The organism is Aliiroseovarius subalbicans (genome assembly GCF_022678625.1).
Classification (GTDB): Bacteria; Pseudomonadota; Alphaproteobacteria; order Rhodobacterales; family Rhodobacteraceae; genus Aliiroseovarius_A; species Aliiroseovarius_A subalbicans.
In genome coordinates this window covers 307,453-332,369 of sequence record NZ_JALBYQ010000003.1, presented here as the reverse complement: position 1 = coordinate 332,369, position 24,917 = coordinate 307,453, and the positions used below count along the sequence as shown (strand labels likewise).

The 24,917-nt window shown below is 59.8% G+C and carries 21 protein-coding genes; 9 read left to right on the top strand and 12 right to left on the bottom strand.

Annotation, left to right across the window (positions count from 1 at the left end; genetic code table 11):
* Positions 1-3: 3 nt before the first annotated feature.
* From MN188_RS12010 to cysQ, 6 genes are all read right to left on the bottom strand, one after another.
* A complete protein-coding gene (locus tag MN188_RS12010) occupies positions 4-1,701 on the bottom strand; it encodes a DUF5927 domain-containing protein (RefSeq protein WP_242109335.1) in 1,698 nt (565 codons plus the stop codon).
* The gene (locus tag MN188_RS12005) at positions 1,698-2,684 is read right to left on the bottom strand and encodes a glycosyltransferase family 2 protein (RefSeq protein WP_420838989.1); all 987 of its coding nucleotides are present in this window, start codon (positions 2,682-2,684) and stop codon (positions 1,698-1,700) included. The genes MN188_RS12010 and MN188_RS12005 overlap by 4 nt, the downstream gene beginning before the upstream one ends.
* 170 nt (positions 2,685-2,854) lie before the next feature.
* Positions 2,855-3,838: a glycosyltransferase family 2 protein gene (locus MN188_RS12000; RefSeq protein WP_242109331.1), complete on the bottom strand. Its 984-nt coding sequence runs from the start codon at positions 3,836-3,838 to the stop codon at positions 2,855-2,857.
* Between the two features lie 45 nt (positions 3,839-3,883).
* Positions 3,884-4,780, bottom strand: coding sequence for a UTP--glucose-1-phosphate uridylyltransferase GalU (gene galU / locus MN188_RS11995; protein ID WP_242109329.1), 897 nt, complete (start codon positions 4,778-4,780; stop codon positions 3,884-3,886).
* Positions 4,781-5,204: 424 nt separating this feature from the next.
* Positions 5,205-6,005 (bottom strand): 3-deoxy-manno-octulosonate cytidylyltransferase, encoded by an 801-nt coding sequence (kdsB, locus tag MN188_RS11990; protein WP_242109328.1) that lies wholly within the window; start codon positions 6,003-6,005, stop codon positions 5,205-5,207.
* Positions 6,005-6,775 carry a 3'(2'),5'-bisphosphate nucleotidase CysQ gene (cysQ, locus tag MN188_RS11985; protein ID WP_420838988.1) on the bottom strand — a complete coding sequence of 257 codons (771 nt, stop codon included), beginning with the start codon at positions 6,773-6,775 and terminating at the stop codon, positions 6,005-6,007. The genes kdsB and cysQ overlap by 1 nt, the downstream gene beginning before the upstream one ends.
* A gap of 158 nt (positions 6,776-6,933) precedes the next feature.
* On the opposite strand from cysQ, the gene MN188_RS11980 reads away from it, so the two are divergent.
* Both MN188_RS11980 and MN188_RS11975 read left to right on the top strand, forming a co-directional pair.
* Positions 6,934-7,758, top strand: coding sequence for an ABC transporter permease (locus MN188_RS11980; protein WP_242109325.1), 825 nt, complete (start codon positions 6,934-6,936; stop codon positions 7,756-7,758).
* A gap of 44 nt (positions 7,759-7,802) precedes the next feature.
* Entirely contained in the window at positions 7,803-8,360 is a 558-nt protein-coding gene (locus MN188_RS11975; RefSeq protein WP_242109324.1) for a COG3650 family protein, read from the top strand.
* A gap of 6 nt (positions 8,361-8,366) precedes the next feature.
* Here MN188_RS11975 and MN188_RS11970 read toward each other — a convergent pair whose 3' ends face one another.
* Entirely contained in the window at positions 8,367-8,987 is a 621-nt protein-coding gene (locus MN188_RS11970; RefSeq protein ID WP_242109323.1) for an alpha-ketoglutarate-dependent dioxygenase AlkB family protein, read from the bottom strand.
* Positions 8,988-9,181: 194 nt separating this feature from the next.
* Between MN188_RS11970 and dnaK the strand changes: the two genes are divergently transcribed.
* From dnaK to radC, 3 genes are all read left to right on the top strand, one after another.
* Complete coding sequence (gene dnaK, locus MN188_RS11965; protein WP_242109322.1) at positions 9,182-11,095, top strand: molecular chaperone DnaK; 1,914 nt, start codon at positions 9,182-9,184, stop codon at positions 11,093-11,095.
* A 70-nt stretch (positions 11,096-11,165) separates the two neighbouring features.
* Positions 11,166-12,317: a molecular chaperone DnaJ gene (dnaJ, locus tag MN188_RS11960; protein ID WP_242109321.1), complete on the top strand. Its 1,152-nt coding sequence runs from the start codon at positions 11,166-11,168 to the stop codon at positions 12,315-12,317.
* A 38-nt stretch (positions 12,318-12,355) separates the two neighbouring features.
* The gene (gene radC / locus MN188_RS11955) at positions 12,356-13,126 is read left to right on the top strand and encodes a RadC family protein (RefSeq protein WP_242109320.1); all 771 of its coding nucleotides are present in this window, start codon (positions 12,356-12,358) and stop codon (positions 13,124-13,126) included.
* A gap of 35 nt (positions 13,127-13,161) precedes the next feature.
* Here the strand turns inward: radC and MN188_RS11950 are convergent, their stop codons facing one another.
* From MN188_RS11950 to secA, 3 genes are all read right to left on the bottom strand, one after another.
* Positions 13,162-14,712 (bottom strand): substrate-binding domain-containing protein, encoded by a 1,551-nt coding sequence (locus MN188_RS11950; RefSeq protein ID WP_242109319.1) that lies wholly within the window; start codon positions 14,710-14,712, stop codon positions 13,162-13,164.
* Positions 14,713-14,733: 21 nt separating this feature from the next.
* Positions 14,734-15,831 (bottom strand): hypothetical protein, encoded by a 1,098-nt coding sequence (locus tag MN188_RS11945; RefSeq protein WP_242109318.1) that lies wholly within the window; start codon positions 15,829-15,831, stop codon positions 14,734-14,736.
* 211 nt (positions 15,832-16,042) lie between these two features.
* Positions 16,043-18,733 (bottom strand): preprotein translocase subunit SecA, encoded by a 2,691-nt coding sequence (secA, locus tag MN188_RS11940; protein ID WP_242109316.1) that lies wholly within the window; start codon positions 18,731-18,733, stop codon positions 16,043-16,045.
* Positions 18,734-18,908: 175 nt separating this feature from the next.
* Between secA and MN188_RS11935 the strand changes: the two genes are divergently transcribed.
* From MN188_RS11935 to MN188_RS11920, 4 genes are all read left to right on the top strand, one after another.
* Positions 18,909-19,751: a peptidylprolyl isomerase gene (locus MN188_RS11935; protein WP_242109315.1), complete on the top strand. Its 843-nt coding sequence runs from the start codon at positions 18,909-18,911 to the stop codon at positions 19,749-19,751.
* 15 nt (positions 19,752-19,766) lie between these two features.
* Positions 19,767-21,068: a bifunctional glutamate N-acetyltransferase/amino-acid acetyltransferase ArgJ gene (argJ, locus tag MN188_RS11930; RefSeq protein WP_242109314.1), complete on the top strand. Its 1,302-nt coding sequence runs from the start codon at positions 19,767-19,769 to the stop codon at positions 21,066-21,068.
* Positions 21,065-21,463, top strand: a complete 399-nt coding sequence (gene mutT, locus MN188_RS11925; protein ID WP_242109312.1) for an 8-oxo-dGTP diphosphatase MutT — start codon at positions 21,065-21,067, stop codon at positions 21,461-21,463. The genes argJ and mutT overlap by 4 nt, the downstream gene beginning before the upstream one ends.
* Positions 21,464-21,569: 106 nt before the next feature.
* The gene (locus tag MN188_RS11920) at positions 21,570-21,710 is read left to right on the top strand and encodes a hypothetical protein (RefSeq protein ID WP_242109311.1); all 141 of its coding nucleotides are present in this window, start codon (positions 21,570-21,572) and stop codon (positions 21,708-21,710) included.
* A gap of 70 nt (positions 21,711-21,780) precedes the next feature.
* Here the strand turns inward: MN188_RS11920 and infB are convergent, their stop codons facing one another.
* Together infB and MN188_RS11910 are read right to left on the bottom strand one after the other, a co-directional pair.
* The gene (gene infB / locus MN188_RS11915; protein WP_242109310.1) at positions 21,781-24,279 is read right to left on the bottom strand and encodes a translation initiation factor IF-2; all 2,499 of its coding nucleotides are present in this window, start codon (positions 24,277-24,279) and stop codon (positions 21,781-21,783) included.
* A complete protein-coding gene (locus tag MN188_RS11910) occupies positions 24,276-24,908 on the bottom strand; it encodes an RNA-binding protein (RefSeq protein ID WP_242109492.1) in 633 nt (210 codons plus the stop codon). The genes infB and MN188_RS11910 overlap by 4 nt, the downstream gene beginning before the upstream one ends.
* Between the last annotated feature and the right edge of the window lie 9 nt (positions 24,909-24,917).

Genomic DNA, 24,917 nt, shown 5'->3' with positions numbered 1-24,917 from the left:
GGATCACTTCACCAGATAGGGTTTGCGCGCCTTGCGCGGGTTATAGACAGGGTCCGAACCGGTTGGGAAATCCCCCATCAGATGCGGATGCATGCCCTGGTTCTTGAGGTTTTGCAGGAACTGTCCGAACCCCTCCAGCGGTACCATTTTCGGGGCTTCGGCCAGGCGGTGCGCGCTGCGTGCGCCGATTTCATCAACGATGGTCTGCAAGGGCTCCATCGGGTTTTCAATGAACTCTGCCATGGTCCAGATGCGCACCCGCGCCTTCGAATAGTTACTGCGCAGAACACTCAGGTGTTCGGCTTCGATCTTCTGCAATCGCGCGGCTTCGCGTCGGATGTCCGAAAAATTCTTGTTCGAATGAAACAAGGGCACCGCCCAAGCACCCGAAATCACGCTGATCTGCGCATTCGGGTCCTTTGCCATGAACCAGGACAGATCCTGGGTGTCACGCGGCCCGAACTGAAAGCATTGCCGTTCACCACGGGTGTTCCAGATCAGGTTGGTCAGAAATGCCTTGGGGTTGTAGTCACGAACCGCCGCACTTTCATACAGCGCGCCGGAAAACACCGCTTGGCCGTTGGCGAACGCAACCTTGTCGGGGCCAAACAGGTGACCGTGAACGCGGGCGCCAACCATACGGTTCAGCCATTGGTCGAAATCCTCGAACAGCTCGCTGAACCCCTCGAACACCGAATACTGTGCGCAGGTCGTGCCGTTTTCCCAACCTTCGTTCGGGAACCGGCTTTGCATGTACAGGCCCGACCGGCCTTTGGTGCGCCGCTCGACCGCCTTGGAAAAGATGCGGTCGATCTTTCCCGGATTCGGCTCGGCCCCGGTCATCAGCTTGGCCGCATCCGACAGAAACGAGGTATAAAGCTTGTCCGCCCGTGGCCAGATCTTGCGCGCCACGAAGCAATCTGACCGGCGTAGAAGCTGCAGGTGATCATCATAGAAGATATGCGGTTTGCCTTGGAAATCGAACTTTGACAGAGTCAGGGACCGGCTTTCGATATTCGTTGAATAAAGCCTGACCAGCGTCTGGTAATAGCTTTCGTCGGGGATCCAGACCTTCTTGAAATACCGGTCATAGTTTTCACGCTCGGGGTCTTCCAGAATAGCGCTCAAAGTCTGGCGCGTCAGACACCACCACTGGCTGCCCAGATGCGGCACGATGCCGTCTGGCACCTTGCGCTTCAGCCGAACCCGGCGTTGCAGTTTCACATAGGCGTCAAATAGGTGACGTTGGCGTTTCCATGAGAACGGAAACCGCAGGGTGAAGCGTTCATGATCCAACCCACCAACGGTCCAGGGCACGTCTTCGGTCGTGACACTCTCAATGAAGTTGGTCAGGGGACGGTCGGCCAGATATTCGACCATCTCTTCGATTGGCCGCAACGGCAGGCACGAGCCTGAGGCCAGGAAAACATGCCGCACGTCATCGAAATTGCGCAGCATCATTTCCGATGCAGTCTGGCTGGCCGCCACCAGGGACCAGGTGCCCCATTCACAGCGATGGCGGCCACAGAACATCACGTTGTCGAGGTCATTCAGGCTGTTCACGAAGCCCGAATAGATTGGGCGCTTCACCCGCTTGTCGACATGGATCACGACCGGGCAGCCGTTTGTGGCCCAGTGCCGGGCGATCTGTTCGGCCCGGTCCAGCGCATCGTGAACCAACATGACAATTCCCAGTGTCATGCCCAGTTCCCCTTGGACATGAGACCCAGAATCTCCAATTGGCGCCAGTTGATGTATTTCTCACTCCATTTACACCACAGGTTCGGGTCGTCCTTCAGGTGAGTGTGATAGGCGCGGTATTCATGGCTGGCCGCATAGTGCTGGCCGCGCTCAAGTTCTTCAGCGGCCTTGGCACTAAACGTGTCCAGGAATTTCGCGTGCAGTAGGCAGCCCGACGCCTTTTCGCCCCCCCATTCGTCATATGTCACGTTCAGGGTGCGGGGCAGCAACATATGTGTCGAGCTTTCCAGGGTGTAGCTACGTTGCCATTTCACCAGCGGAATCTTGTTCAGAGCCGGCGCGCGCTCAGGCGCATCGGCAAAAAAGACCCGTGTTCGCGGGCCGCCTTGAATCCACAGATTTCGAAAGCGCGTGTTCTTTTCGATCATGTAGTTACCGCTGTCAAACCAGCAGGCGATGTCGATCGGGTTCTGCCCTTCGCGATAGGGTTGCGCGTCCATCCGACCTTTAGGGTACATGTCCAGAAGCATGGCGCCGAAGGACTTGATCCCAGATGCGTCCAGCCAATCCGTCAGCGCCTGAAGCGGACGCGTATCGCAGAACGGGTAGACGAAAAACTCGTCCGGATCGACGACCAGCGACCAATGATCATGCGCGTATTTGCGCATCAGCCAATTCAGCCAGTCGACCCCAAACCGCGACCGCTTATAACTACCGGTCGTGGTCCACAGCGAGACGTCCGGCTGGCTTTCCAGGTACTCGCGCCCTCCATCATCGCTGTCATTGTCGACGATCAAGAAGTGGGTAACGCCCATGTCGCGATAGTATTTCAGAAAGTAGGGAAGGCGGATCTTTTCATTTCTAAGCGTCGAGAAAAGCAGCACGCCGCCGGGTTTGATCTGCTCTGTCCGATCGACAACAGTTGCAAGTTCGCGCCGCTTGCGAAACGCACGAGCCTGCCACCGTTTGCGCCGCAACCGCAGCCGATATGACTTAATAACAGACAAGGACGATCCTTTGCCCCACCTCGCGCCATGCCCCGTTTATCATGGCGAAATTAACACAATCTTGCCAATGCACGAGTCATTGTCGCTACTCCCGACACACTAAGCGGCGGAAGGCATGAGGTAAAACCAAATCTAAGCAAATTGCGTTACTTCCAATCACCAGACGTCATCAACCCCAGGTGCTCCAATTGCTCTTGCCCCTCATAGCGCACGGAGCCTTCGTGCCACAGCACCGGGTTGGCCGTAAGGGAGGTGTAGTAGGTGCCGTAGCGATCGGGATGCGTGAAATGCTCTTGCCGTTGCTGCTCTTCAGCCGACTTTTCGATGATCGAGTTCAGAAACTTTGTGTGTAACAACACGCCCGTGGGCAGGCGCAAGTCGGGGTCAAGCGCGTGGTTGAGCCGACGGGGCAGCGCAATGTGGGTCGAACTGGCATAGGCGTAGCGGCGGCTCCACTTCACCAGTGGAAGCTTGTGCAAATGCGGGGCGTGGTCTGGCTTGTCAGCGAAAAAAGCCCGTTCACGCACGCCGCCTCGCACGGAGATGTGTTGATACCGCGCATTGTAAGTTTGGGAGTAGTTATCCGCGTCGAACCAGTCCAACACCTGCGTGGGGTCTGTTCCGGGCTCATAGGGTGCATCACCCACCCGACCCTTGGGATACAAATCCAGCATCACGGCGCCGAAAGATGACGCGCCGCGTTGATCCAGCCATTGCGTCAGATCATGCAGATTGCGCGCACCCATGTGGGGGAAAACCAAGATCTCATCCGCATCCGCCGTAAGGCACCATCGACCGTGGCCATATCGAAACTGCAGCCAGGTCAGCCAATCCACACCAAATCGCGACGCCTTGTAGCTGTGGCGTGTTGACCAGAGCGAAACATCGGTCTGCTCGGACAGAAACTGGGCTGTGCCGTCGTCGCTGTCGTTGTCCACAATCAGAAAATGACCGACGCCCAGCGCTCGATAATGCGCCAGATAGAAGGGCAGGCGTTGGATTTCATTGCGAAGGGTCGCAAATCCAAGGATCTGGTCAGGGCGAGAAAGACCGGGCCGGTGGGTGACGCGGGTTAACTGCCGTCGCGCCCGTATCGAGCGATACAGCAACCGCCGGCGTCGTCGGCGCATTTCATACGCCAACGCCCATCCCGGTTTCCAATCCCTCATTTTCGCCTACTCGGCAGCCTTCGACAGCGCGGTCATTTCCTGAAGATAAGCGGTGAATTCATCCCGCAGATCCTCTCGCGCCATTCCGAAGGCCACAGTGGCTTGCAGAAATCCTGCCTTGGAGCCGCAATCAAAACGCTGCCCACGGAAACGATAGCCATAGACATCACGCTCTTGCGCAATTTCCTCGGCGATCGCGTCGGTCAGCTGAATTTCACCCCCGGCACCGGATTTCATCCGGTTCAGGCTTTGCAGCACTTTCGGTGTCAGAATATAGCGACCGATCACGGCCAGGTTCGACGGTGCTTCGTCCATTGCCGGTTTTTCAACCATGCCTTTGACCGACACCATCGTGCCCATGTCGTCCTTGACGTCCAGTACGCCGTAAGACGGTGCCTTTTCCGCCGGAACCTCCATTGCCGCGACCATGCAGCCACCAGTGTCTTCATAGGCCTCGACCATCTGCTGCAGGCAGGGTTTTTCGGCCGCGATGACGTCGTCTGGCAGGATGACCGCGAAGGGTTCGTTGTTGTTGATCAAGCGGCGCGCGCACCAAACCGCGTGGCCCAGGCCCAGCGCCTTATGTTGGCGGATATAGGCGATGGCGCCCGAGTCCATGTTGGTATCCTTCAGGGTGTCCAACAGGTCGGTCTTGCCCTTTTTGCGCAGCTCTTGCTCAAGCACGGGGGAATTGTCGAAGTAATCTTCCAACGCGCCTTTGCCGCGCGATGTAACGAATATGAATTCCTTGATGCCAGCGGCGCGGGCTTCATCGATCGCGTATTGGATCAACGGCCGGTCGACCAGCGTCATGATTTCTTTTGGAATGCTTTTGGTTGCCGGAAGGAATCGCGTGCCCAATCCCGCGACCGGAAAGATCGCTTTCGTGACCTTACGTCTCATGTTTATCCCGCCTCATTTGGTGCCGGTTGAGTTGGTGTTACTGGTTACCCCAGCTTTCTACACCATTGTCCGGCTTTTTGCTTTCATTTTCCCTAACGCTAATCTGTTGGAGGAATCTCGTCATCCACAGGCGTTAACCTTTCCGGCAAGTGACGCAGCAAAGCCACAATATGCGGCTCTTTCCCGCATGGCGATAAAGCCCATACGTTTGAACACTTTATGCGGACGCGCCGCAGGGCCGCGCAACCCACTACGCTTGACCGAATACCCAAACAGGTGGCAACAAACTTCGTCAACTAGCGCCGCATAGCGGTCAAAATTGTATGGTCTTTTCACTGCTCAGCAAGACGAGCACCGCCACGACAAACCTTCACTGTGCAGCCGGTTCGATTGGCAACAAGGACGGCAAACGGGGGAGCAATTCTTACTCCACCCCCATCGCTGCAAGCATAGCTTCGATCCGGGACACGTCTTCGGGGTTGTTCAGTTCCCAGAACTGGCGCCCTTTCGCGTCCACTTCGACACATTGCACGGGGCGTTCACGCTCTAGGAACCTGAGCTGCTCCAGCCCCTCCAAATCCTCCAGAACACCCGGTGCCCAGCGCGGATACGCCGCAAGCGCACCGGGACGATAGGCATAAACGCCGACGTGGTGAAACACCGGCGTCATTTCGTGATCCGGCCAGCCGTGCGTGGTGTAGGGAATGACCTCTTTCGAGAAATAGAGCGCCTTGCCCTCGGCGCCGAACACCGCCGTGGTCGCCCCGACGCGCCCGGCCTTGCGATCCTCAAGGAACCCAGCCAGCGCGCGCCCGTCACAGCGCAGGACCGGGGTCGCAACCTCGGCCGTCGGGTGTGCCTTCAACGCCGCCACCAGCTCTTCGACGAACCAATGCGGCGTCAGTGGGGCGTCGCCTTGCAGGTTCACCACGATGTCATAGTCGCCGCCCAGCTTGTCCAGCGCCTCGGCACAGCGTTCGGTGCCATTGCGGCAACTTTCCGAGGTCATCACGACCTCGGCGCCGAAAGCCTCGGCCCGGTTGCGAATGCGCGTGTCATCGGTCGCGACAACCACCCGGTCAACGCCCTGCACCGCCTGCGCGGCCTCCCATGACCTGCGGATCAGGGGTTTGGCCACACCGGTGGCACCCTGCAATTCGGCAAGCGCTTTGCCCGGATAACGGACCGAGGCATAGCGCGCGGGAATGACGATCAGGACCGACATCAGGCGGGCTTCAGTTCGACCCCAGGCGCATAGGCGATGAAGAAGGGATTTTCATAGATCGGTTTGCCATAGGTCAGCGGCGTGTGGTCGTCGAACCGCACCACGTCCCCACCGGCGCCTTTCAGAACGGCGTGACCGGCGGCCGTGTCCCATTCCATCGTGCGCCCGACGCGGGGATACAGGTCCGCCTCGCCCGTTGCGACCAAGCAGAATTTCAGCGACGATCCGGCTGATTTAGAGTCTTTCACCGCGTATTTGTTGATGTAATCTTCGGTCGCCTGATCGCGGTGCGATTTGGACGCGACGATCATCAGCGCGGCATTGTCGGGCTTGGACACGCTGATCGGCTTCAGCTCACCCATCGCATCCTTTTCCAGCGCGCCCAGCTCCTCAACCGTCGCGCCATTGGCGCGGGTGAAGAACATGCGACCCTTGGCGGGGGCATAAACCACGCCGCGAATGGGTGTGCCGTCGACGACATAGGCTATGTTCACGGTGAAATCGCCACGGCGGTGGATGAATTCCTTTGTGCCGTCCAGCGGGTCGACGATCAGGAATTCGGGAGCCGTGGCAGCGTGGCTGTCCGCCTGTTCCTCGGTCACCAGCAGAACGTCGGGAAATTCAGCGCGCAGCCCGGCCGAGATCAACGCATCCGCGGCCTCGTCCGCCGCCGTCACCGGGCTGTCGTCGGACTTGGATTTCACCTCGAAATCGTCCGAATTGTAGATCTCCATGATCACATCGCCCGCTTCCAACGCAAGTTTGCGCATCACGGTTTCCAGCCGGTTAAAATCCAATGGCTCGCTCCTCATATTCCTTACCAGCGGCGTCTGTTGATTAACGCCGTCCGCCCTCTTATGCTTTGCGCGTAAGGGAACGGCAAGAATTCCCTGTCTTTATGGGTTCGGGCAGGCAAAGGGCAAACGCCATGTTTCAGGCCGACTTTCGGTCAACGACCACCGGGCAAAGTGCGCTCGGCATCCTTGATGTGATCTATCACGCGACCGTGCGCAGCGTGCGCAAAAGCCATGCCAACGCGCTGATCGGACTGCTGGTGAACATGGTGCAGACCATGATCTTGGTCATGGTGTTCTACGTCATGTTTTCGATCCTGGGCCTGCGCGGCAACGCGATCCGGGGTGATTTCCTGATCTATATCATGTCAGGCATCTTCCTTTACATGACCCACACCAAGACGATGGGTGCGGTGGCCGGATCCGAAGGCCCGGCCTCACCAATGATGCAACACGCGCCAATGACGACCTTTGTCTCAATCACCTCGTCGGCGCTGGGCGCGTTGTATATCCAGGTTCTGTCTGCGGTCTGTGTGCTGTTCATCTATCACGTTGCGGTGTCACCGGTGGAATTCGATCAGCCGATGGCGGTGCTGGGCATGCTGCTGCTGGCCTGGTATTCGGGCGCTGCTGTGGGTCTGGTGTTTCTCGCGCTCAAACCCTGGTTTCCGCAATTCGTCGCCATCGTTTCAACGATATATGCCCGTGCGAACATGTTGGCGTCGGGCAAGATGTTCGTGGCCAATACCTTGCCGTTCTACATTCTCAAGATGTTTGACTGGAACCCGCTGTTTCACATCATCGATCAGGCGCGCGGCTTCGCCTTCATCAACTACAACCCGCATTACTCCACCGTATCCTACCCACTGATCGTCGCCACAACGCTTTTGATGGTGGGACTCATGGGCGAGAGCTATACCCGCAAACACGTGTCCATTTCCTGGCAGGCCCGTCGATGAGACCCCTCTTTGCCCTTCTGTTTGTGCTGCTGCCCTTCTCGGCCATGGCCCTTGATACCATGCCGGCGCTGTATGACGTCACAGGCGTGGCAAGCGATGATGTTCTGAACATCCGCCAATCCCCCGCCGCCAGCAGTGATCTTGTCGGATCGCTTGCGCCGAATGCCATAGGGGTCGAGGTGATCCGCCTGTCGGACACGGGCAGTTGGGGTTTGGTCAACACGCAGGAATGGGCCGGGTGGGTGTCGATGCGCTTCATGGCGCGTCACCCGGATCAGGGCCTGTTTCCCATGCCCGCCACATGTTTCGGAACCGAGCCGTTCTGGAGCATGACCTTGCCCAAAGCCGGGCCGGTCGCCTTCAAAAGCGCGGCGGGAGAAAACTACAGCTTTCAAACCAAGACCACGATGACCGCCAACGGCATGCCCTATCGCTATTCCGTGGTCGCGGATGGCTCGGATGGCACGATGCACAGCGTCATTAGTCGCAGCGCCTGCAATGACGGCATGTCGGACATGGAGTTTGGCCTGACGATCGACGTGATCCTGCGCGCCGCCGCTGGGTATACGCATTATTCCGGGTGCTGTTCGCTGACCCGCTAGACCCGGTCAGTCCACCACCCGCATCGTCAGGTTGATGCGCCCGCCGCCCGAAAGCAGGCTGGACGACCCGAACCGGATGCGATCCACCCCGTGATAGGCCAGCCGGGACGCACCGCCCAGCATCAGCACATCACCCGATGCCAGCCAGAGCGACTGCGTCGCCCCGCCCTTCTTGTCCCCACCAATGCGGAACAACCCGTCATCCCCCAGGGACACGGACAGCACGGGGAACGAGAAATCCGCCTCGTCGCGGTCCTGATGCAGCCCCATTCGCGCGCCTTCGCTGTAGAGGTTGATCAGACAGCAATCCGGCCGCCGCTCCAACCCGGTCACCTGATGCCACAGCGCGACGATACAATCAGGAATGTCCGGCCAGGCGCCTCCTGCAGGATGCGTGTCGACATAGCGATAACCGCGCGCGTCTGAATACCAGCCATAGCGCCCGCAAGACGTCATGCGCACCGACATTTCTTTGCCCCAGCGCGTGCGGGGACGAAACAGGGGCGCCGCGGCGACCACGTCGCGCAGCGCGTCAATCATCGCGACCTGCGCCGGGCCGTCCACAAGACCTTTCCACACCGACGCCCCGCCCAGCATGACATTCGGCTTCCCAAAAACTCCGTTCATGCACAAAACCCTGAAAATGACTCGCTTTTTTGCCCATTTCACGCCCGTCAGGCGCTTGCAGGGGGCATTACCGCTTCTTATATACGCCGAGACGTCGGGAACGGACCACTCCGCCCCGGCCAAATTCTGGGATCAGGGGCCGATGCTTCAAGAGGTCGGTTCCCTATAACATCGCCTATGAGAGGATTTTGAGCATGGCTAAAGTCATCGGTATCGACCTCGGGACCACCAACTCCTGTGTCGCCATCATGGACGGCTCGCAACCGCGGGTCATCGAGAACTCCGAAGGGGCGCGCACGACGCCCTCCATCGTCGCCTTCAAGGACGACGAACGCCTGGTTGGGCAGCCGGCAAAACGCCAGGCCGTGACCAACCCTGACAACACCGTTTTCGCAGTGAAGCGCCTGATTGGTCGCAACATGGGCGACCCGGCTGTCGAGAAAGACAAAAACCTTGTGCCCTATGCCATCGTTGATGGCGGCAATGGGGATGCCTGGGTCGAAGCAGGTGGTGAGAAATACTCCCCCTCGCAGATTTCGGCCTTCATTCTGGGTAAAATGAAAGAAACCGCCGAAAGCTACCTTGGCGAAGACGTGACGCAAGCCGTCATCACCGTCCCGGCGTATTTCAACGACGCCCAGCGCCAGGCCACCAAAGACGCCGGCAAGATCGCGGGCCTCGAAGTGCTGCGCATCATCAACGAACCGACTGCGGCCGCACTGGCCTATGGTCTGGACAAGGAAGAAACGCAGACGATCGCGGTTTATGACCTTGGCGGTGGCACGTTCGACGTGACCATCCTGGAGATCGATGACGGGTTGTTCGAAGTGAAATCGACCAACGGCGACACCTTCCTGGGTGGCGAAGACTTCGACATGCGCATCGTCCAGTACCTGGCCGACCAGTTCAAAAAAGAGAACAACGTCGACCTTACCAAGGACAAGATGGCCCTGCAGCGTCTGAAAGAAGCCGCTGAAAAAGCAAAGATCGAGCTGTCCTCCTCGGCCAAGACCGAAATCAACCAGCCGTTCATCTCGATGGGCGCTGACGGTCAGCCGCTGCACATGGTGATGAGCCTGACGCGCGCCAAGCTGGAAAGCCTGGTGGGTGACCTGATCAAATCCTCGATGAAGCCCTGCGCGGCCGCTCTGAAAGATGCCGGCCTGTCCAAGGATGACATCGATGAGGTCGTTCTGGTCGGCGGCATGACCCGCATGCCGAAGGTGATCGAAGAGGTCACCAAGTTCTTCGGCAAGGAGCCCCATAAGGGTGTGAACCCGGACGAAGTCGTTGCCATGGGCGCCGCCATTCAGGCCGGTGTGCTGCAGGGTGACGTGAAAGACGTGGTTCTGCTGGACGTGACCCCGCTGTCGCTGGGCATCGAAACGCTGGGTGGCGTGTTCACCCGCCTGATCGACCGCAACACGACGATCCCGACGAAGAAAAGCCAGATCTTCTCGACCGCCGAAGACAACCAGAACGCCGTGACCCTGCGCGTGTTCCAGGGTGAGCGTGAGATGGCCGCGGACAACAAGATCCTGGGTCAGTTCAACCTGGAAGACATTCCACCCGCGCCGCGTGGCCTGCCGCAGATCGAAGTGACTTTCGACATCGACGCCAACGGCATCGTGTCGGTCGGCGCCAAGGACAAAGGCACCGGCAAGGAACAGTCGATCACGATCCAGGCCTCGGGTGGTCTGTCGGATGACGATATCGACGCCATGGTCAAGGACGCCGAAGCCAACGCCGAGGCCGACAAGGACCGCAAGGAGCTGGTCGAAGCCAAGAACCAGGCCGAGTCGCTGATCCACTCGACTGAGAAGTCGATGGAGGAGCACAAGGACAAGGTCGACCCGACCACGATCGAAGCGATCGAGCTGGCCATTGCCGCGCTGAACGACGAGCTGGAGAACGAAAACGCCGACAAGATCAAGTCCGGCATCCAGAACGTGACAGATGCCGCGATGAAGTTGGGCGAAGCGATCTACAAGGCCAGCCAGGAAGAGGCGGCCGGTGAAGCTCCGGAAGAGGAAGAGGGTCCGCGCGGTGTAGATGACGACATCGTCGATGCCGATTTCGAAGACCTCGACGACGACAAGCGGTCGTAAGTCGTTTCGGTAAAGGACCGGCCCGGGGTTTCCTCTGGCCGGTCCCCCGTTCCCAAGGGGGACATATTCCATGTCAAAGCGTGACTATTACGAGGTTCTGGGCGTCGCCAAGAGCGCGTCGGCGGATGAGATCAAGAAAGGCTTTCGCACGAAGGCTAAGGAACTCCACCCCGACCGCAATGCCGACAACCCGGATGCCGAGGCCCAGTTCAAAGAAGCGAACGAGGCCTACGACGTCCTGAAGGACCCGGAAAAGAAAGCGGCCTATGACCGTTATGGCCATGCGGCATTCGAAGGTGGCATGGGCGGTGGCGGCGGACGGCCCGGCGGTGGATTCCACGGTCAGGGCGATTTCGCCAGCGCCTTCTCAGACGTGTTCGACGACCTGTTCGGCGACTTTATGGGCGGGCAGCGCGGCGGCGGTGGACAGCGTGCCGCACGCGGGTCCGACCTGCGCTACAATCTGCGCGTGACGCTTGAGGAAGCCTATTCCGGCCTGCAGAAAACCATCAACGTGCCGACTTCGGTCGGCTGTGGGGAATGCAACGGTACGGGTGCGGAAAGCGGCGCCGAGCCGCAGATGTGCCCGACCTGTTCTGGCATGGGCAAGGTGCGTGCGCAGCAGGGCTTCTTTACCGTCGAACGCACCTGCCCGACATGTCAGGGTATGGGCCAGACGATCAAGAATCCGTGCAAATCCTGCCACGGCGCCGGGCGGATCGAAAAAGAACGCTCCCTGTCCGTGAACATTCCCGCTGGTGTCGAAACCGGCACCCGCATTCGCCTGGCTGGCGAAGGTGAGGCCGGGATGCGCGGCGGGCCCGCGGGCGATCTCTACATCTTCATCGACGTGGCAGATCACGCTTTGTTCGATCGCGAAGGTCACCATCTACATTGCCGTGTTCCGGTCTCCATGTCCTCGGCCGCATTGGGCGGTGACATCGAAGTTCCGACCATTGATGGCGGCCGCAGCCGGGTGAAAATCCCTGCCGGATCGCAATCGGGCCGCCAGATGCGCCTGCGCAGCAAAGGCATGCCCGCCCTGCGCGGCGGCGGTCAGGGGGATATGTACATCGAGCTGGCCGTTGAGACGCCGGTGAACCTGACCTCGAAGCAGAAAGAATTGCTGCGCGAGTTCGAGGAGATGTCTGAAGAGAACAACCCCGAAAGCTCGAGCTTTTTCACCAAGGTGAAAAGCTTCTGGGACAGCATGAAGGGCTGATTAACCATCGGTTAACCGAGGCATGAAAGGGTCGGCGCATGACACGCCGACCCTTTTCCTTTGGCGAAATGCCGCAAAGCCTGTTCGACACGGATGAGGCACCCGTTGTGCCGGTTGCCAAAACGAACGGACAGTTGCCGTCCTATATCAAGGACCACCGACAACGCCTGCGCGCGCGCTTCCTGCAAGGCGGGGCGGCGGCCCTGCCCGACTATGAGTTGCTTGAGCTTGTCCTGTTTCGCGCCATCCCGCGTCAGGACGTGAAACCGCTTGCGCACCTGTTGCTTGATACGTTCGGAGATTTCAACCGGGTCCTGTCGGCCCCGGTCGAGCGGGTGAAAGCCGTGAAAGGCGTCGGCGAGGCGGTTGTTCAGGAGCTAAAGATCGTGGAAGCCGCAGCGCACCGACTGGCGCGGTCGCGGGTGCTAAAGCGTCATGTCGTGGCATCCTGGGATGCGTTGCTGGATTATTGCCACACGACAATGGCGCACCGTGATACCGAACAATTCCGGGTGCTGTTCCTGGACCGCAAAAACGTGCTGATTGCTGACGAAGAACAGGCGCAGGGCACGGTGGATCATGTGCCGGTCTATCCGCGCGAAGTGGTCAAGCGGGCGTTAGAGCTGAACGCCTCGGCGCTGATCCTGGTTCACAACCACCCATCCGGTGACCCGACGCCATCGGACAGCGACATTTCGATGACCGGTCAGGTAAACAGCGCCGCAAAGGCGCTGGGCCTGACCTTGCATGACCATTTGATTATCGGAAAATCCCGCGAACTCAGTTTTCGAGCCGAAGGGTTTCTCTAGTCACGTGGCTTACTTCGGGAACGCCTGCAAGCCGCTTACTTGATCCAGACCTCGACGCGCCGGTTCACACTTCGCCCCCAGGCACTGTCGTCACAGGCCATCGGCAGAGCCTCACCGAAGGCATCGACGGAAAGATCCGGCGCCACGCCTTCGACTTCGGCCAGGATCGCCCGACGCACAACCTCGGCCCGGCGGCGGGCGATTTTCAGGTTCTGCGTCGCGCTACCCTGTCCGTCACCGAACCCAACAAGGGTCACGGCGCGCCCGTCGAAGCGCCCGGCCTCGATCGCCCTTGAAATCAGGGCCACGTTGGACCGCGACGGTGCATCCAGAACCACAGAGCCGCCTTCGAACCTAAATGTCAGCGACAAGCGGTTCACCTCGGCCATCACTTCGGCAATCCGTTTCAATTCATCCAACTTCACCTCGGGTCCTGCGGCGCGAATGGCATTGGCCAGTCTGTCACCTTGAACCCCCACGGCACTTTCGGTGAAAGCCTGATCCACGAAACCCGCGCGACGCGCGACGAATTGCGCGGCGTCCGACCGCATATAGCGCAGGAAATCGCGTGCCAGCTTTGGAAGACGTCGCGCGGGCAGGTAAAGGTACATTGGCGTGGTCAGAGGATAATCCTCGGCCTTGATCGACAGCGGCGTGGCCGACAGGTCGAACCCGCAGGGGCCGGAAAGCGTCACCACCTCGGCATTTCCTGGTTGCGAAAAGCCAGTGATACCGATTCCGAACGGGTCGCCCGCCACTGCATCGGTAAGGCCACCATCGCTGGCATGGGTCTGGACCCTGTCCGACAGCGTGCCGCCGCGTGCGCGCACGACGCCCGTCACGAACACGCGTCCAAAGCCAACCTCTGGGTCACTTAAATAGGGTGTGATAGGCGCGTCTTCGCCCCCCAACTCGGCCCAGTTCGTCACCTGCCCAGAGTAAATCTGCATTAGCTGTGTCATCGACAAGCGGCGAACAGGGTTGCCCGGCGCAACCACAGGCACCAGGGCATCCAAGGCCAGTACGCGCACCTGCCGCAAAGATCGCAAGTCACCCATCCCGGCTTCGCGCGCCATCGCGCGTTCGCGCCCTGTTGCCTCGCGCATGGAAACGATCATGTCGGCCTGATTGCCCAACAGATCGGCGAACCCTTCGTCAGATGACGTCCGCTTGATGGTGATACGCGCGGCGGTTTGACTCCCATCTCCTTCGAACAAGGTATAAAGCACAACGCCACCCGCCTGTTCCTCACGGCTCAGCGCATAGGAGTGGCGCAGGGCGAACCCTTCGACCAGCGCGGGGATCAGAACGGTGTTCATTTCTTGCGCGCCGGAGATGGTGAATTCGGCGACGAAAGCACCGAGGTTCGGACACCCCGGCCCATCGCAGGTCACACCGGACCCATCCACGGTCAGGATGCCGTAATCGGTATCGATGCGGTAGAACTCGCCGTCATACCCAAGAAGGGTGCCATTCAGCTCAACCGACCCATCGCGAGCGGTCAGGGTCACATCGTCGGCCATCGCGCCCCACGGGGCGGTCACAAGGAAAAGTGCGGCGAAGCTCGCCGCACGAAGGATGCTCATAAAAGGCCCCGAACGGTCGCGTCAGTTGCGCGCGATCTTCAAGCTTTGGGGCAGGTTTTTCAACACAAGAAATTCGCCCACCGCATCACAGCCCGGCGCCGCGAACGTCAGATCACTTTCTGTCGGCGTTCCAATCGGTTCAGTGCGAAGCAAAAGCCCTTCGACCGTTGCATTGCATGTCGTGTCCAGTACTTGTGCTTCGACAGAAACCTCGGGGGCCATGTCGCTGGACATCAAGCGCGACGGGAACGAATAGACATCCGCCGCCCAGCCATCCGGGGCGGACCCCAGAACGGTCATGAACCCGCCTTCTCCTTTGGTCGCGCGGGCAGGAATCGCCGGAGCTTGTGCGTTGATATGGCCCGCGTCGCCATAGTCTGCGCCGCCTTCCAGCGCATGCAAGCCCAGCCCGGTTCCACCCTTCCAAACCAATGCTACGCGTTCATAATCGGCCTGGGTCGGCATCAGAATGTCCGCACTTTCAGTGCGGCCATCAAGGAAGGTCGCAGCAAAAAGAGCCTCTTCCTCAAGCGCGGGAACCTGAACACGGACCAGGCCGTTTTCATCCGTCTGCTCGGAAAAGCGCAATCCCGCGTGAAAGAAATCGACTATCTGGCCGGAGTAGCAGGGCGCCTCAAGCGTCAGGGCGACCATGGCGGCCGGTTCGGACGTGGCGGTAAAGCCAACGTCACAGCTCGCGACATCCGCGATGACCACGGGTGTATCAGGTTCGGGATCTGGCATGATTTCGGTATTGAGCGCCGCCAGTTTTACCGGTTCGCCGTTTGCAGGGTCGGCAAAGGGCAACACGGGTGCGTTCGGCACCGTGAGAAAGGGCACGGTTTCGGCGCGAGTCACTTCAACGATGGGCGCGGTGGGTTCCGCCGGCGCAACCAGCCCCGGTCCGGCCGAGGCACTGGCCACTCGCGGTTTGACAACTGGGCGCGTCGGCTCCACCAAGCCAGCAGAGTTCTGCATGAAAAACCCGGAGCTGGCGGCGATGCACAGCGCGGCCCCTGCAGTCAACGCCCGCTTTCTATTGATCTTGCCGATCTTGCCAAACTTCACGATCGTGGCGATCTTGCTGATACTGCCGATGTTGGCGATCTTGCCGATCATGGCGATCTCCTCTCACTCTAACCCGCGGTGAATGTCGCATTCGATTGGGCCGAATTGATGGAGATCACATGGCTTTCCGCTCCGCCTGCAGACGGGATTCCCCTTGAAAACAGGCCGACCGCCACCTTGGCGCCATGATCCAGACAGATTTCGGCCCCGTGCTTGCGAAACAGCAAGCCGGGGCCGATGGGATTGTTTCAGTTTGTGCGAGTCAGGCGAGGCGGCCGTGGCAATGTTTGAACTTTTTGCCCGATCCGCAAGGGCAGGCGTCATTGCGCCCGGGATTGCCCCAAGTGGAGGGGTCATTCTCGTCAAACCCTGGCGCTGCGTCCGCTGCCGGTTTGGCAGCACCGGCGGCGGCTGGGTCAACACCACCCTGCTGTTGCAGGATCTGCTGCATCATCGCGGCCTGCTCTTCCTCGGTCATCGGGCGAACCTTCGACAACTGCTCGGTCACGGTTTCACGCAGCCCGTCCAGCAGACCTTCGAACAGCTGGAAGCTTTCGGTCTTGTATTCGTTCAACGGATCTCGCTGCGCATAGCCACGGAATCCGACAACGGACCGCAAATGCTCCAGCGTCAGCAGGTGTTCCTGCCATTTCTTGTCGATGGTTTGCAGCACAACCTGTTTTTCGATCGTGCGCATGGTTTCGGGGCCGAAATCCACCGTCTTTTTCGCCATCATCTCATCCGACGCATCATACAAGCGTTCGCGAATGCTGTCGTCGTCCACGCCTTCCTCGGCGGCCCAGTCGATCACCGGCACATCCATGCCAATCTTTTCGATCACGGCAGCATAAAGCGCCTGCGTGTCCCACTGGTCGGCATAGGATTTCGGCGGCATGAAGCTATCGACCAGATCGTCGATCACCTGGTGACGCATGTCCTGGACAACCTCGGACAGGTCCTCGGTTTCCATGATTTCGCGGCGTTGGGCAAAGATCACCTTCCGCTGGTCATTCATAACGTCGTCGAATTTCAAAAGCTGCTTTCGAATGTCGAAGTTACGGCCTTCGACCTTGGCCTGTGCGCGCTCCAGCGATTTGTTCACCCAGGGGTGCACGATCGCTTCGCCTTCTTTCATGCCAAGGGAGGACAGAACCTTGTCCAACCGTTCGGACCCGAAAATGCGCATCAGGTCGTCTTCGAGCGACAGGAAAAAGGCCGAGCGTCCGGGGTCGCCCTGACGGCCGGAACGACCGCGCAGCTGGTTGTCGATGCGGCGACTTTCGTGGCGTTCGGTGGCCAGAACGTAAAGGCCACCGGCGTCCAGCACCTTCTGCTTTTCCTCGGCGTGTTCTGCTTCGATTCTGTCGCGCACGGCTTCCGGGTCGGCGTCGGGGTCGGCGGCCAGCGCCTCCATCACCTTCATCTCGACGTTGCCGCCCAGCTGAATGTCTGTGCCGCGACCAGCCATGTTGGTGGCGATGGTGACCGCGCCCAATCGGCCGGCGTCGCCCACGATCTGCGCTTCGCGTTCGTGCTGACGGGCGTTCAAAACGTCATGCTTGATGCCTGCGGCGGTCAGCATGTTCGACAGCATTTCCGATTTCTCAATCGAGGTGGTGCCGACCAGGACCGGTTGCCCTTTCTCGGACGATTCCTTGATCGCCTCGACCACGGCGGCGTATTTCTCGTCCCCGGTGCGGTAAACCGCGTCATGTTCATCGACCCGGGTGATGGGTTTGTTGGTCGGCACTTCGACCACACCCAGCTTGTAGATCTCCGAGAATTCCTCTTCCTCGGTCAGCGCGGTGCCGGTCATGCCAGAAAGCTTGTCGTATAGGCGGAAGTAATTCTGGAACGTCACCTGTGCCAGCGTCACGTTCTCGGGCTGGATCTTGCAGCCCTCTTTGGCCTCGATCGCCTGGTGCAGACCATCGGACAGGCGACGCCCGGCCATCATACGGCCGGTAAACTCGTCGATCAGCACGATTTCATTGTCGCGCACGATATAATCCTTGTCGCGCGTGAACAGAACATGGGCGCGCAGCCCCTGGTTCACGTGATGCACGATCGTGGTGCTTTCGGGGTCATACAGAGTCTGACCCTCGGGCAGAAAGCCCAGACCCAAAAGGCGCTGTTCCAGGAACTCGTTACCCTCGTCCGTGAAGGTCACGTTGCGGGTCTTTTCATCCAGCGTGTAATGCTCGTCGGTCAGTTCTGGAATGACCTTGTCGATGGCGACATAAAGCTCGGACCGGTCTTGGGCAGGGCCTGAGATGATCAGCGGCGTCCGTGCTTCGTCCACCAGGATCGAGTCAACCTCGTCCACGATGGCGAAGTTGTGATCGCGTTGGAACATGTCCTTCAGCTCGGACTTCATGTTGTCGCGCAGGTAGTCGAAGCCAAGTTCGTTGTTGGTCGCATAGGTGACGTCACACTTGTAGGCGGCCCGCTTTTCGTCGTCTGGCTGCTGCGGATAGACCACACCGGTGGTCAAGCCCAGCGCACCATACACCTTGCCCATCCAGTCGGCATCACGCCGCGCGAGGTAGTCGTTGACCGTAACGATATGCACGCCCTTGCCGCCAAGCGCATTCAGATAGGCCGGGAAGGTGGCGACAAGCGTTTTGCCTTCACCCGTTTTCATTTCGGAAATGTTGCCCTGATGCAGGAAAATACCGCCCATCAGCTGTGTATCAAACGCCCTGAGACCCAGCGCACGCTTTGCAGCTTCGCGACAATTGGCAAAGGCTTCGGGCAGCAAGTCGTCCAGCTTTTCGCCACCCATTGCCCTTTTGGCCAGTTCCTCGGTCTTGTCCTTCAACCCTTCGTCCGTGAGTTTCTCGAACTCAGGTTCCAGCGCGTTGATTTGCGCCACGAGGGGGCGGGTTGCCTTGATCTTGCGGTCATTCGGCGTGCCAAAGACTTTGCGTGCAAGCGTTCCGATACCAAGCATGTTTTCCGCCCTAACAGGTTCTAACGAGTTCTTTATGAGAGGGTCCTTGCCCGTCCTTGTCCGGCCCCGTATCTAGGACCTCAAGAACCAGCGCTCTCAAGCCTCTCGCATGTAAGCGCCAGGTGGAAAACTGTCAATGTTGCCGGGGGTTCCGGCGCTCTTTGAGGATCATTTCATGTCGAAACGTCACAGCTTTCTGATGGGTGCCGCGCTGGCACTATCCATGGCACTGCCGCTGGCTGCCGAAGAAGTCACCGGCAAGACCGTTGTTGCAACTGTCAACGGCGATGAAATCACCCTCGCCCACATGGTCGCCGCCCGCGCAGCCTTGCCCGAACAATACCAGAGCCTGCCGGACGATGTGCTGTTCGAAGGCCTGCTGGACCAGCTGATCCAACAGACTGTGTTGGGCCAGGCGATGGGGGAACTCAGCCGACGTACTGAAATCCAGCTTGAGAACGAACGCCGCGCGCTGATTGCGTCTGAGATGCTACAGGGTGTGGTTGATGAGGCCGTGACCGAAGAAGCGCTTCAGACCGCCTATGATGAAACCTATGCTGCGGCGGAACCGACCAAGGAATGGAATGCCTCGCATATCCTGGTGGCAACCGAAGACGAAGCCAAAGCCCTGGTCGAAGAGCTGACCGGCGGCGCAGATTTCGCCGGGCTTGCCAAGGAAAAGTCCACCGGCCCGTCCGGTCCGAATGGCGGCGAACTGGGCTGGTTCAGCGCCGGGATGATGGTGAAACCGTTTGAAGACACGGTCATGACGCTTGAAGACGGGGAAGTCTCCGCGCCGGTCCAGACGCAATTTGGCTGGCATGTCGTAAAGCTCAACGAAAGCCGCATGCAGGGCGCGCCTGCGCTGGACGAAGTTCGCGAAGATCTGGTTGCGCAGATTCAAAACTCTGCGGCCGAACAGGCGATTGCGACGCTGATGGAGGATGCCAAGGTAACCCGCGCAGACCTTGAAGGCGTCGACCCGGCAACGCTGCAAGACCTTACGCTGATCGACTAACGACGGAGGGGATCCATGGGTAAGACCGCCAAAATCACAAAGCTTCAGAAGAAGCTGAAAAAGCTCAAGCGCAAGCTGAAGGCGGCCCAAACCCATGTTCATGCGGTCGCGCCGCTTGCGCCGGCCGCCTTCCCCGCACTTCCGGTGATCGCCGGGGCCAGATTTTCGGCTGTGAAGGCCGGTGTGAAATACGCCGACCGGCTGGATCTGATGCTTGCCGAGTTGCGGCCTGGCACCTCGATTGCCGGTGTGTTCACGCGGTCGGCGACCCGGTCTGCTCCGGTGCTGGATTGTCAGGCCAAGCTTGGCTCGGATCCCTCGCAAGGCGCCGCGATCATCGTGAACGCGGGCAACTCGAACGCTTTCACCGGCGGCGGCGGTTTCGATGCGGTCGAAGAAATCACGGCACGTGTGTCCAAATCCCTGAATGTGCCGCAAAACAGGGTCTATTCTGCCTCGACCGGCGTTATCGGCGAACCTCTGCCTTTTGAAAAAATCACCAGCTGTCTGGATGAGCTGAAAGGCACGCTTGTTCCCGACGCGCTGGAACAAGCCGCCGAAGCAATCCGCACCACCGATACCTTCGCCAAAGGCGCCAAGGCCGAGGTTAAGATTGGCAACCGCATCGTGCATATCGCGGGCATCGCCAAGGGATCCGGCATGGTTGCGCCAGATATGGCGACGATGCTTGTGTTTATCTTCACCGACGCGAAGGTAGATCAGGACGTGCTGCAATCGATGCTGTCTTCGCTGACCGACAAGACCTTCAACAACATCACCGTGGACAGCGACACGTCTACTTCCGACACGCTGCTTTTGACGGCAACCGGGGCGTCCGGGGTCGAGGTGGACGCCGAAGACGCAGCCTTTGTCGAGGCGCTTGAAAGCGTGATGTTGGACCTTGCGCACCAGGTTGTGCGCGACGGCGAGGGAGCGACGAAATTCGTCGAAGTGCGTGTGACAGGCGCCAAAACCGACGAAGACGCGCGGACCCACGCGATGGCGATCGCCAATTCACCTCTGGTGAAGACCGCCGTGGCGGGTGAAGACCCGAATTGGGGCCGAGTTGTCATGGCTGTGGGCAAATCCGGCGCCTATGCAGAGCGCGACAAGCTGTCGATTTCCTTCGGCAACATCCTGGTGGCAGAAAACGGCTGGGTATCCCCGTCCTACCGTGAAGAAGACGGCGCGCATTACATGAAGCACGATGAGCTTTTGATCCACACCGACCTGGGCCTGGGGGGCGGGACAGCGACAGTTTGGACCTGCGATTTGACCCACGGCTATATTCAGATCAACGCGGACTATCGGTCGTGAAAACCATTCTGGTGTCTGCGGTTGCACTGATCGACCCGGATGGGCGCGTGTTGCTGGCCCAACGCCCTGAGGGCAAGTCGATGGCGGGCCTGTGGGAGTTCCCCGGCGGGAAGGTCGAAGCGGACGAGACTCCTGAACACGCCCTGATTCGCGAGCTGCATGAAGAACTGGGCATCGACACCTGGGAATCCTGCCTTGCGCCGCTGACGTTCGCCAGCCACAGCTATGACGATTTTCACCTGCTGATGCCGGTCTTTGCTTGCCGGAAATGGAACGGAACCCCTCATCCCCGCGAGGGGCAAAAGCTGTCCTGGGCGCGCGTGAATCAGTTGCGTGACTACCCAATGCCCGCCGCCGACGTCCCTTTGATCGCAGTTCTGCGCGACTGGCTTTGATCAACAATCCGCTGAATTGCGGGCTTTTGTTTCGAATTGGGGATGATTTCATAAGCGGTCTGCCGTAAAGTGAAGCAACCGATTTCTACCTGGGGGAGAAAAAGGCATGATGCGTACCATCGTTTTGGGCAGCTGTGTCTCAGTCCAAGGACTGTTCGTGCGTGAACTGAAGGGCGGCAAGATCGTCGTCCGTGTCGGTGAACGCCTGTATCAAGGGTATCCGGTCGACCTGGCGCAAGCCGCCTGAGGATTTCGACCATGAAAAGCAAAAGGGACGGCGTAGCGCCGTCCCTTTTCTTTTTCGTCGCGATGACTGATCAGTCCAGCGTGCGCTCGACTTCCTCGCGCTCGAAGATCTCGATCACATCGTTTGCGCGAATGTCGTCGTAGTTCTCGAACGCCATGCCACACTCCTGACCCGACTGCACTTCGGCAACTTCGTCCTTGAAGCGCTTGAGCGTCTTCAGCGTGCCTTCGTGGATCACCACGTTGTCGCGCAGAAGGCGCACACCGGCAGAGCGGCGCGCCACACCTTCGGTGACGAGACAGCCGGCGACCTTGCCGACGTTGGACACTTTGAACACGTCCTTGATCTGGGCATAGCCGATGAAGTTCTCGCGAACCTCGGCCGACAACAGGCCGGACGCGGCGGCCTTCACATCGTCCACCAGGTCATAGATGACCGAGTAGTAGCGGATCTCGACACCTTTCTGGTTGGCGGTGTTGCGGGCCGACGTGTTGGCACGGACGTTGAAGCCAATGACCGGGGCACCCGACGCTTCGGCCAGGCCGATGTCGGTTTCTGTGATCGCGCCAACGCCATAGTGCAGCACCCTTACGCGAACCTCGTCGTTGCCGATCTTTTCCATCGCCTGAACGATAGCTTCCGCAGAGCCCTGCACGTCGGCCTTCACCAAGATGGGCAGCTCGGCGACGGTTTCGTCGGCCTTTGCTTTCGCCATCATCTGTTCCAGCGTGGTTGCAGCACCAGCGGCGGCACGTTTTTCCTTGGCGGCGTCTTCGCGATACTCGGCGATTTCACGCGCCTGAGCTTCGGTATCGACCACGTTCAGAACGTCGCCCGCTTCGGGTGTGCCGTTCAGACCCAGAACCTCAACCGGTTGCGATGGGCCAGCTTCCTCGACCCGGTCACCCTTGTCGTTGACCAGCGCGCGGACCTTGCCCCACTGTTCGCCGACAACAAAGATGTCACCGCGCTTCAGCGTGCCGTTCTGAACCAGAACGGTGGCAACGGGGCCGCGGCCCACGTCCAGCTGTGCTTCGATCACGGCACCAGAAGCGGCGCGTTTCGGGTTCGCTTTCAGTTCCAAAACTTCAGACTGCAGCGCGATGGCTTCCAGCAGATCGTCCAGGCCTTGACCCGTTTGCGCCGAAACTTCCACGTCCTGTACGTCGCCCGACATCTTTTCAACCACCACTTCGTGCTGAAGCAGGTCCGTGCGCACTTTGTCAGGGTTGGCAGCCGGGAGGTCGCATTTGTTGATTGCAACAATCATCGGAACTTCAGCGGCCTTGGCGTGATTGATCGCCTCAATCGTCTGCGGCATCACCGCGTCATCTGCGGCAACCACAAGCACGACGATGTCGGTCACCTGCGCGCCACGGGCACGCATCGAGGTAAACGCAGCGTGGCCCGGTGTATCCAGGAAGGACAAGAGCGCCCCGTCATCCGTCGTCACCTGATAGGCGCCGATGTGCTGGGTGATCCCGCCCGCTTCGCCAGCAGTCACCTTGGCATGTCGGATTGCATCCAGCAGCGAGGTTTTGCCGTGGTCAACGTGACCCATGATGGTGATCACCGGTGCGCGCGGCTCCAGGTCTTCCTCGGCATCATCGACCGAGTGGATGACGTCTTCCACGTCTGCATCCGACACGCGGACGATCTTGTGGCCGAATTCCTCGATGATCAGTTCCGCGGTGTCCGCGTCGATCGCCTGGTTCTGCGTGACCATCATGCCCATGTTCATGAGCGATTTGACCACATCGGCGACCCGTTCGGCCATACGGTTGGCCAGTTCCGAAACCACGATGGTTTCGGGAACCTTCACGTCACGCACGACCTTTTCGCGCGGCTCGCCATTGCCCATGGCTTTGGCCCGCATGCGGTCCTGTTTGCGCTTCATTGCGGCCATCGAACGATGACGCCCGCCTTCACCGCCGCGCAGCGCCTGGTTCAGGGTCAGCTTGCCTGAGCGGCGGCCGTCATTGTGACCACCCTTGCCACGGGGCTGCTGTTTCGGCTGTTCGCGGTCCGTCTTGCGCGGGGCCGACGATGTCTTGCCGGTGCCGCGTGCTTCGGCGGCCTGAGCGGCAGCCGGATCGGCAGCCGGTGCCGGAGCCTTGGCGCGCACTTTGGCTTCTTCGACTTCGCGTAGTTTGCGGGCGTCTTCTTCGGCTTTCGCTTTCAGCGCCTCTTCGCGTTCACGCTCGGCGCGTTCTTTCGCTTCGGCTTCCTCGCGGCGGCGGCGACGCTCTTCCTCGCGGGCCTTTTCTTCGGCCTCGCGCTTGGCGGCGTCTTCGACTTCACGTGCCTTGGCGGCCTTCAGCGCCTTCAGGCGACGGTCCATTTCCGCATCGGAAATCCCGGCGGGACGTTTCGAGGGATCACCCTTCGGCACGCCCGACGTCCTGCCAGCCGCCGTTCCCGCACCCGGCTTGGGCACGACAACGCGCTTGCGTTTCGTTTCCACGACCACGTTCTTCGTGCGCCCGTGGGAAAAGCTCTGCTTCACTTGGCCGGGGCGGCCACCGCCACCACGCACACCCAAGGTCTTTTTGCCGTCATTATCGCTCATCTGGTCTTCGTACCTTTCCGAGGGGCCTTCCCCCCGTCTTTCCCGCGCAAGCCTTCAAGCTTTGCGGCTTCCTCTACAACACGCGTCGTGAGTCCGCCAGCGGCGAGCGCGCCATGTATCACATTTTCCCGCCCGAAAGCCAAACCCAATTCTTGGGCGGTCAAAACCCCCACGAACAGGCCGGTTTCCTCGGGCGGCCGCAGCTTTGATTTGCCACGTTCGGACCCATCGCTGGATTGGATCAGCACTTGGGCTTCTCCCTTGACCAGCCAGTCTTTTACCTTCTCGTATCCGGCAACCGCATCGCCTGCCTTACGAGCCAGGCTGATCAGGTGGACCACCCGGTCTGCCAAGGCTGCTTCCAGCCTGTCGGCCATGCCGTCGGGCACTGTCACCTTGCGCTTGGCCCCGCGCGAAAACAGGCCTTTCTTGACCGCCAGATCCAGTGCCGCGCGATCCGCTGACACCCAGATGCCACGACCCGGCAGTTTGCCCAACAGGTCGGGCACCACCGACCCGTCCGGCGCCACGACAAAGCGGATCAGCCCAGCGCGGGGCTGGGTTTCTCCCGTCGCGATACAGCGCCGTTCGGGCTCTTCCGGCCGCATTTTCTGGCCACCGCGCGTCATGCGCATACC

Bases quoted from the DNA above. Each gene is read 5' to 3' on its own strand.
- MN188_RS11975 (WP_242109324.1), top strand. From the start codon at position 7,803: ATGGCCCTTGATACCATGCCGGCGCTGTATGACGTCACAGGCGTGGCA.
- MN188_RS11910 (WP_242109492.1), bottom strand. From the start codon at position 24,908: ATGACGCGCGGTGGCCAGAAAATGCGGCCGGAAGAGCCCGAACGGCGC.
- argJ (WP_242109314.1), top strand. From the start codon at position 19,767: ATGGGTAAGACCGCCAAAATCACAAAGCTTCAGAAGAAGCTGAAAAAG.
- dnaK (WP_242109322.1), top strand. From the start codon at position 9,182: ATGGCTAAAGTCATCGGTATCGACCTCGGGACCACCAACTCCTGTGTC.
- dnaJ (WP_242109321.1), top strand. From the start codon at position 11,166: ATGTCAAAGCGTGACTATTACGAGGTTCTGGGCGTCGCCAAGAGCGCG.
- secA (WP_242109316.1), bottom strand. From the start codon at position 18,733: ATGCTTGGTATCGGAACGCTTGCACGCAAAGTCTTTGGCACGCCGAAT.
- infB (WP_242109310.1), bottom strand. From the start codon at position 24,279: ATGAGCGATAATGACGGCAAAAAGACCTTGGGTGTGCGTGGTGGCGGT.
- radC (WP_242109320.1), top strand. From the start codon at position 12,356: ATGACACGCCGACCCTTTTCCTTTGGCGAAATGCCGCAAAGCCTGTTC.
- MN188_RS11945 (WP_242109318.1), bottom strand. From the start codon at position 15,831: ATGATCGGCAAGATCGCCAACATCGGCAGTATCAGCAAGATCGCCACG.
- cysQ (WP_420838988.1), bottom strand. From the start codon at position 6,775: ATGCGCAAACTTGCGTTGGAAGCGGGCGATGTGATCATGGAGATCTAC.
- kdsB (WP_242109328.1), bottom strand. From the start codon at position 6,005: ATGTCGGTCCTGATCGTCATTCCCGCGCGCTATGCCTCGGTCCGTTAT.
- galU (WP_242109329.1), bottom strand. From the start codon at position 4,780: ATGAGACGTAAGGTCACGAAAGCGATCTTTCCGGTCGCGGGATTGGGC.
- MN188_RS11920 (WP_242109311.1), top strand. From the start codon at position 21,570: ATGATGCGTACCATCGTTTTGGGCAGCTGTGTCTCAGTCCAAGGACTG.
- MN188_RS11935 (WP_242109315.1), top strand. From the start codon at position 18,909: ATGTCGAAACGTCACAGCTTTCTGATGGGTGCCGCGCTGGCACTATCC.
- MN188_RS11970 (WP_242109323.1), bottom strand. From the start codon at position 8,987: ATGAACGGAGTTTTTGGGAAGCCGAATGTCATGCTGGGCGGGGCGTCG.
- MN188_RS12000 (WP_242109331.1), bottom strand. From the start codon at position 3,838: ATGCGCCGACGACGCCGGCGGTTGCTGTATCGCTCGATACGGGCGCGA.
- MN188_RS11950 (WP_242109319.1), bottom strand. From the start codon at position 14,712: ATGAGCATCCTTCGTGCGGCGAGCTTCGCCGCACTTTTCCTTGTGACC.
- MN188_RS12010 (WP_242109335.1), bottom strand. From the start codon at position 1,701: ATGACACTGGGAATTGTCATGTTGGTTCACGATGCGCTGGACCGGGCC.
- MN188_RS11980 (WP_242109325.1), top strand. From the start codon at position 6,934: ATGTTTCAGGCCGACTTTCGGTCAACGACCACCGGGCAAAGTGCGCTC.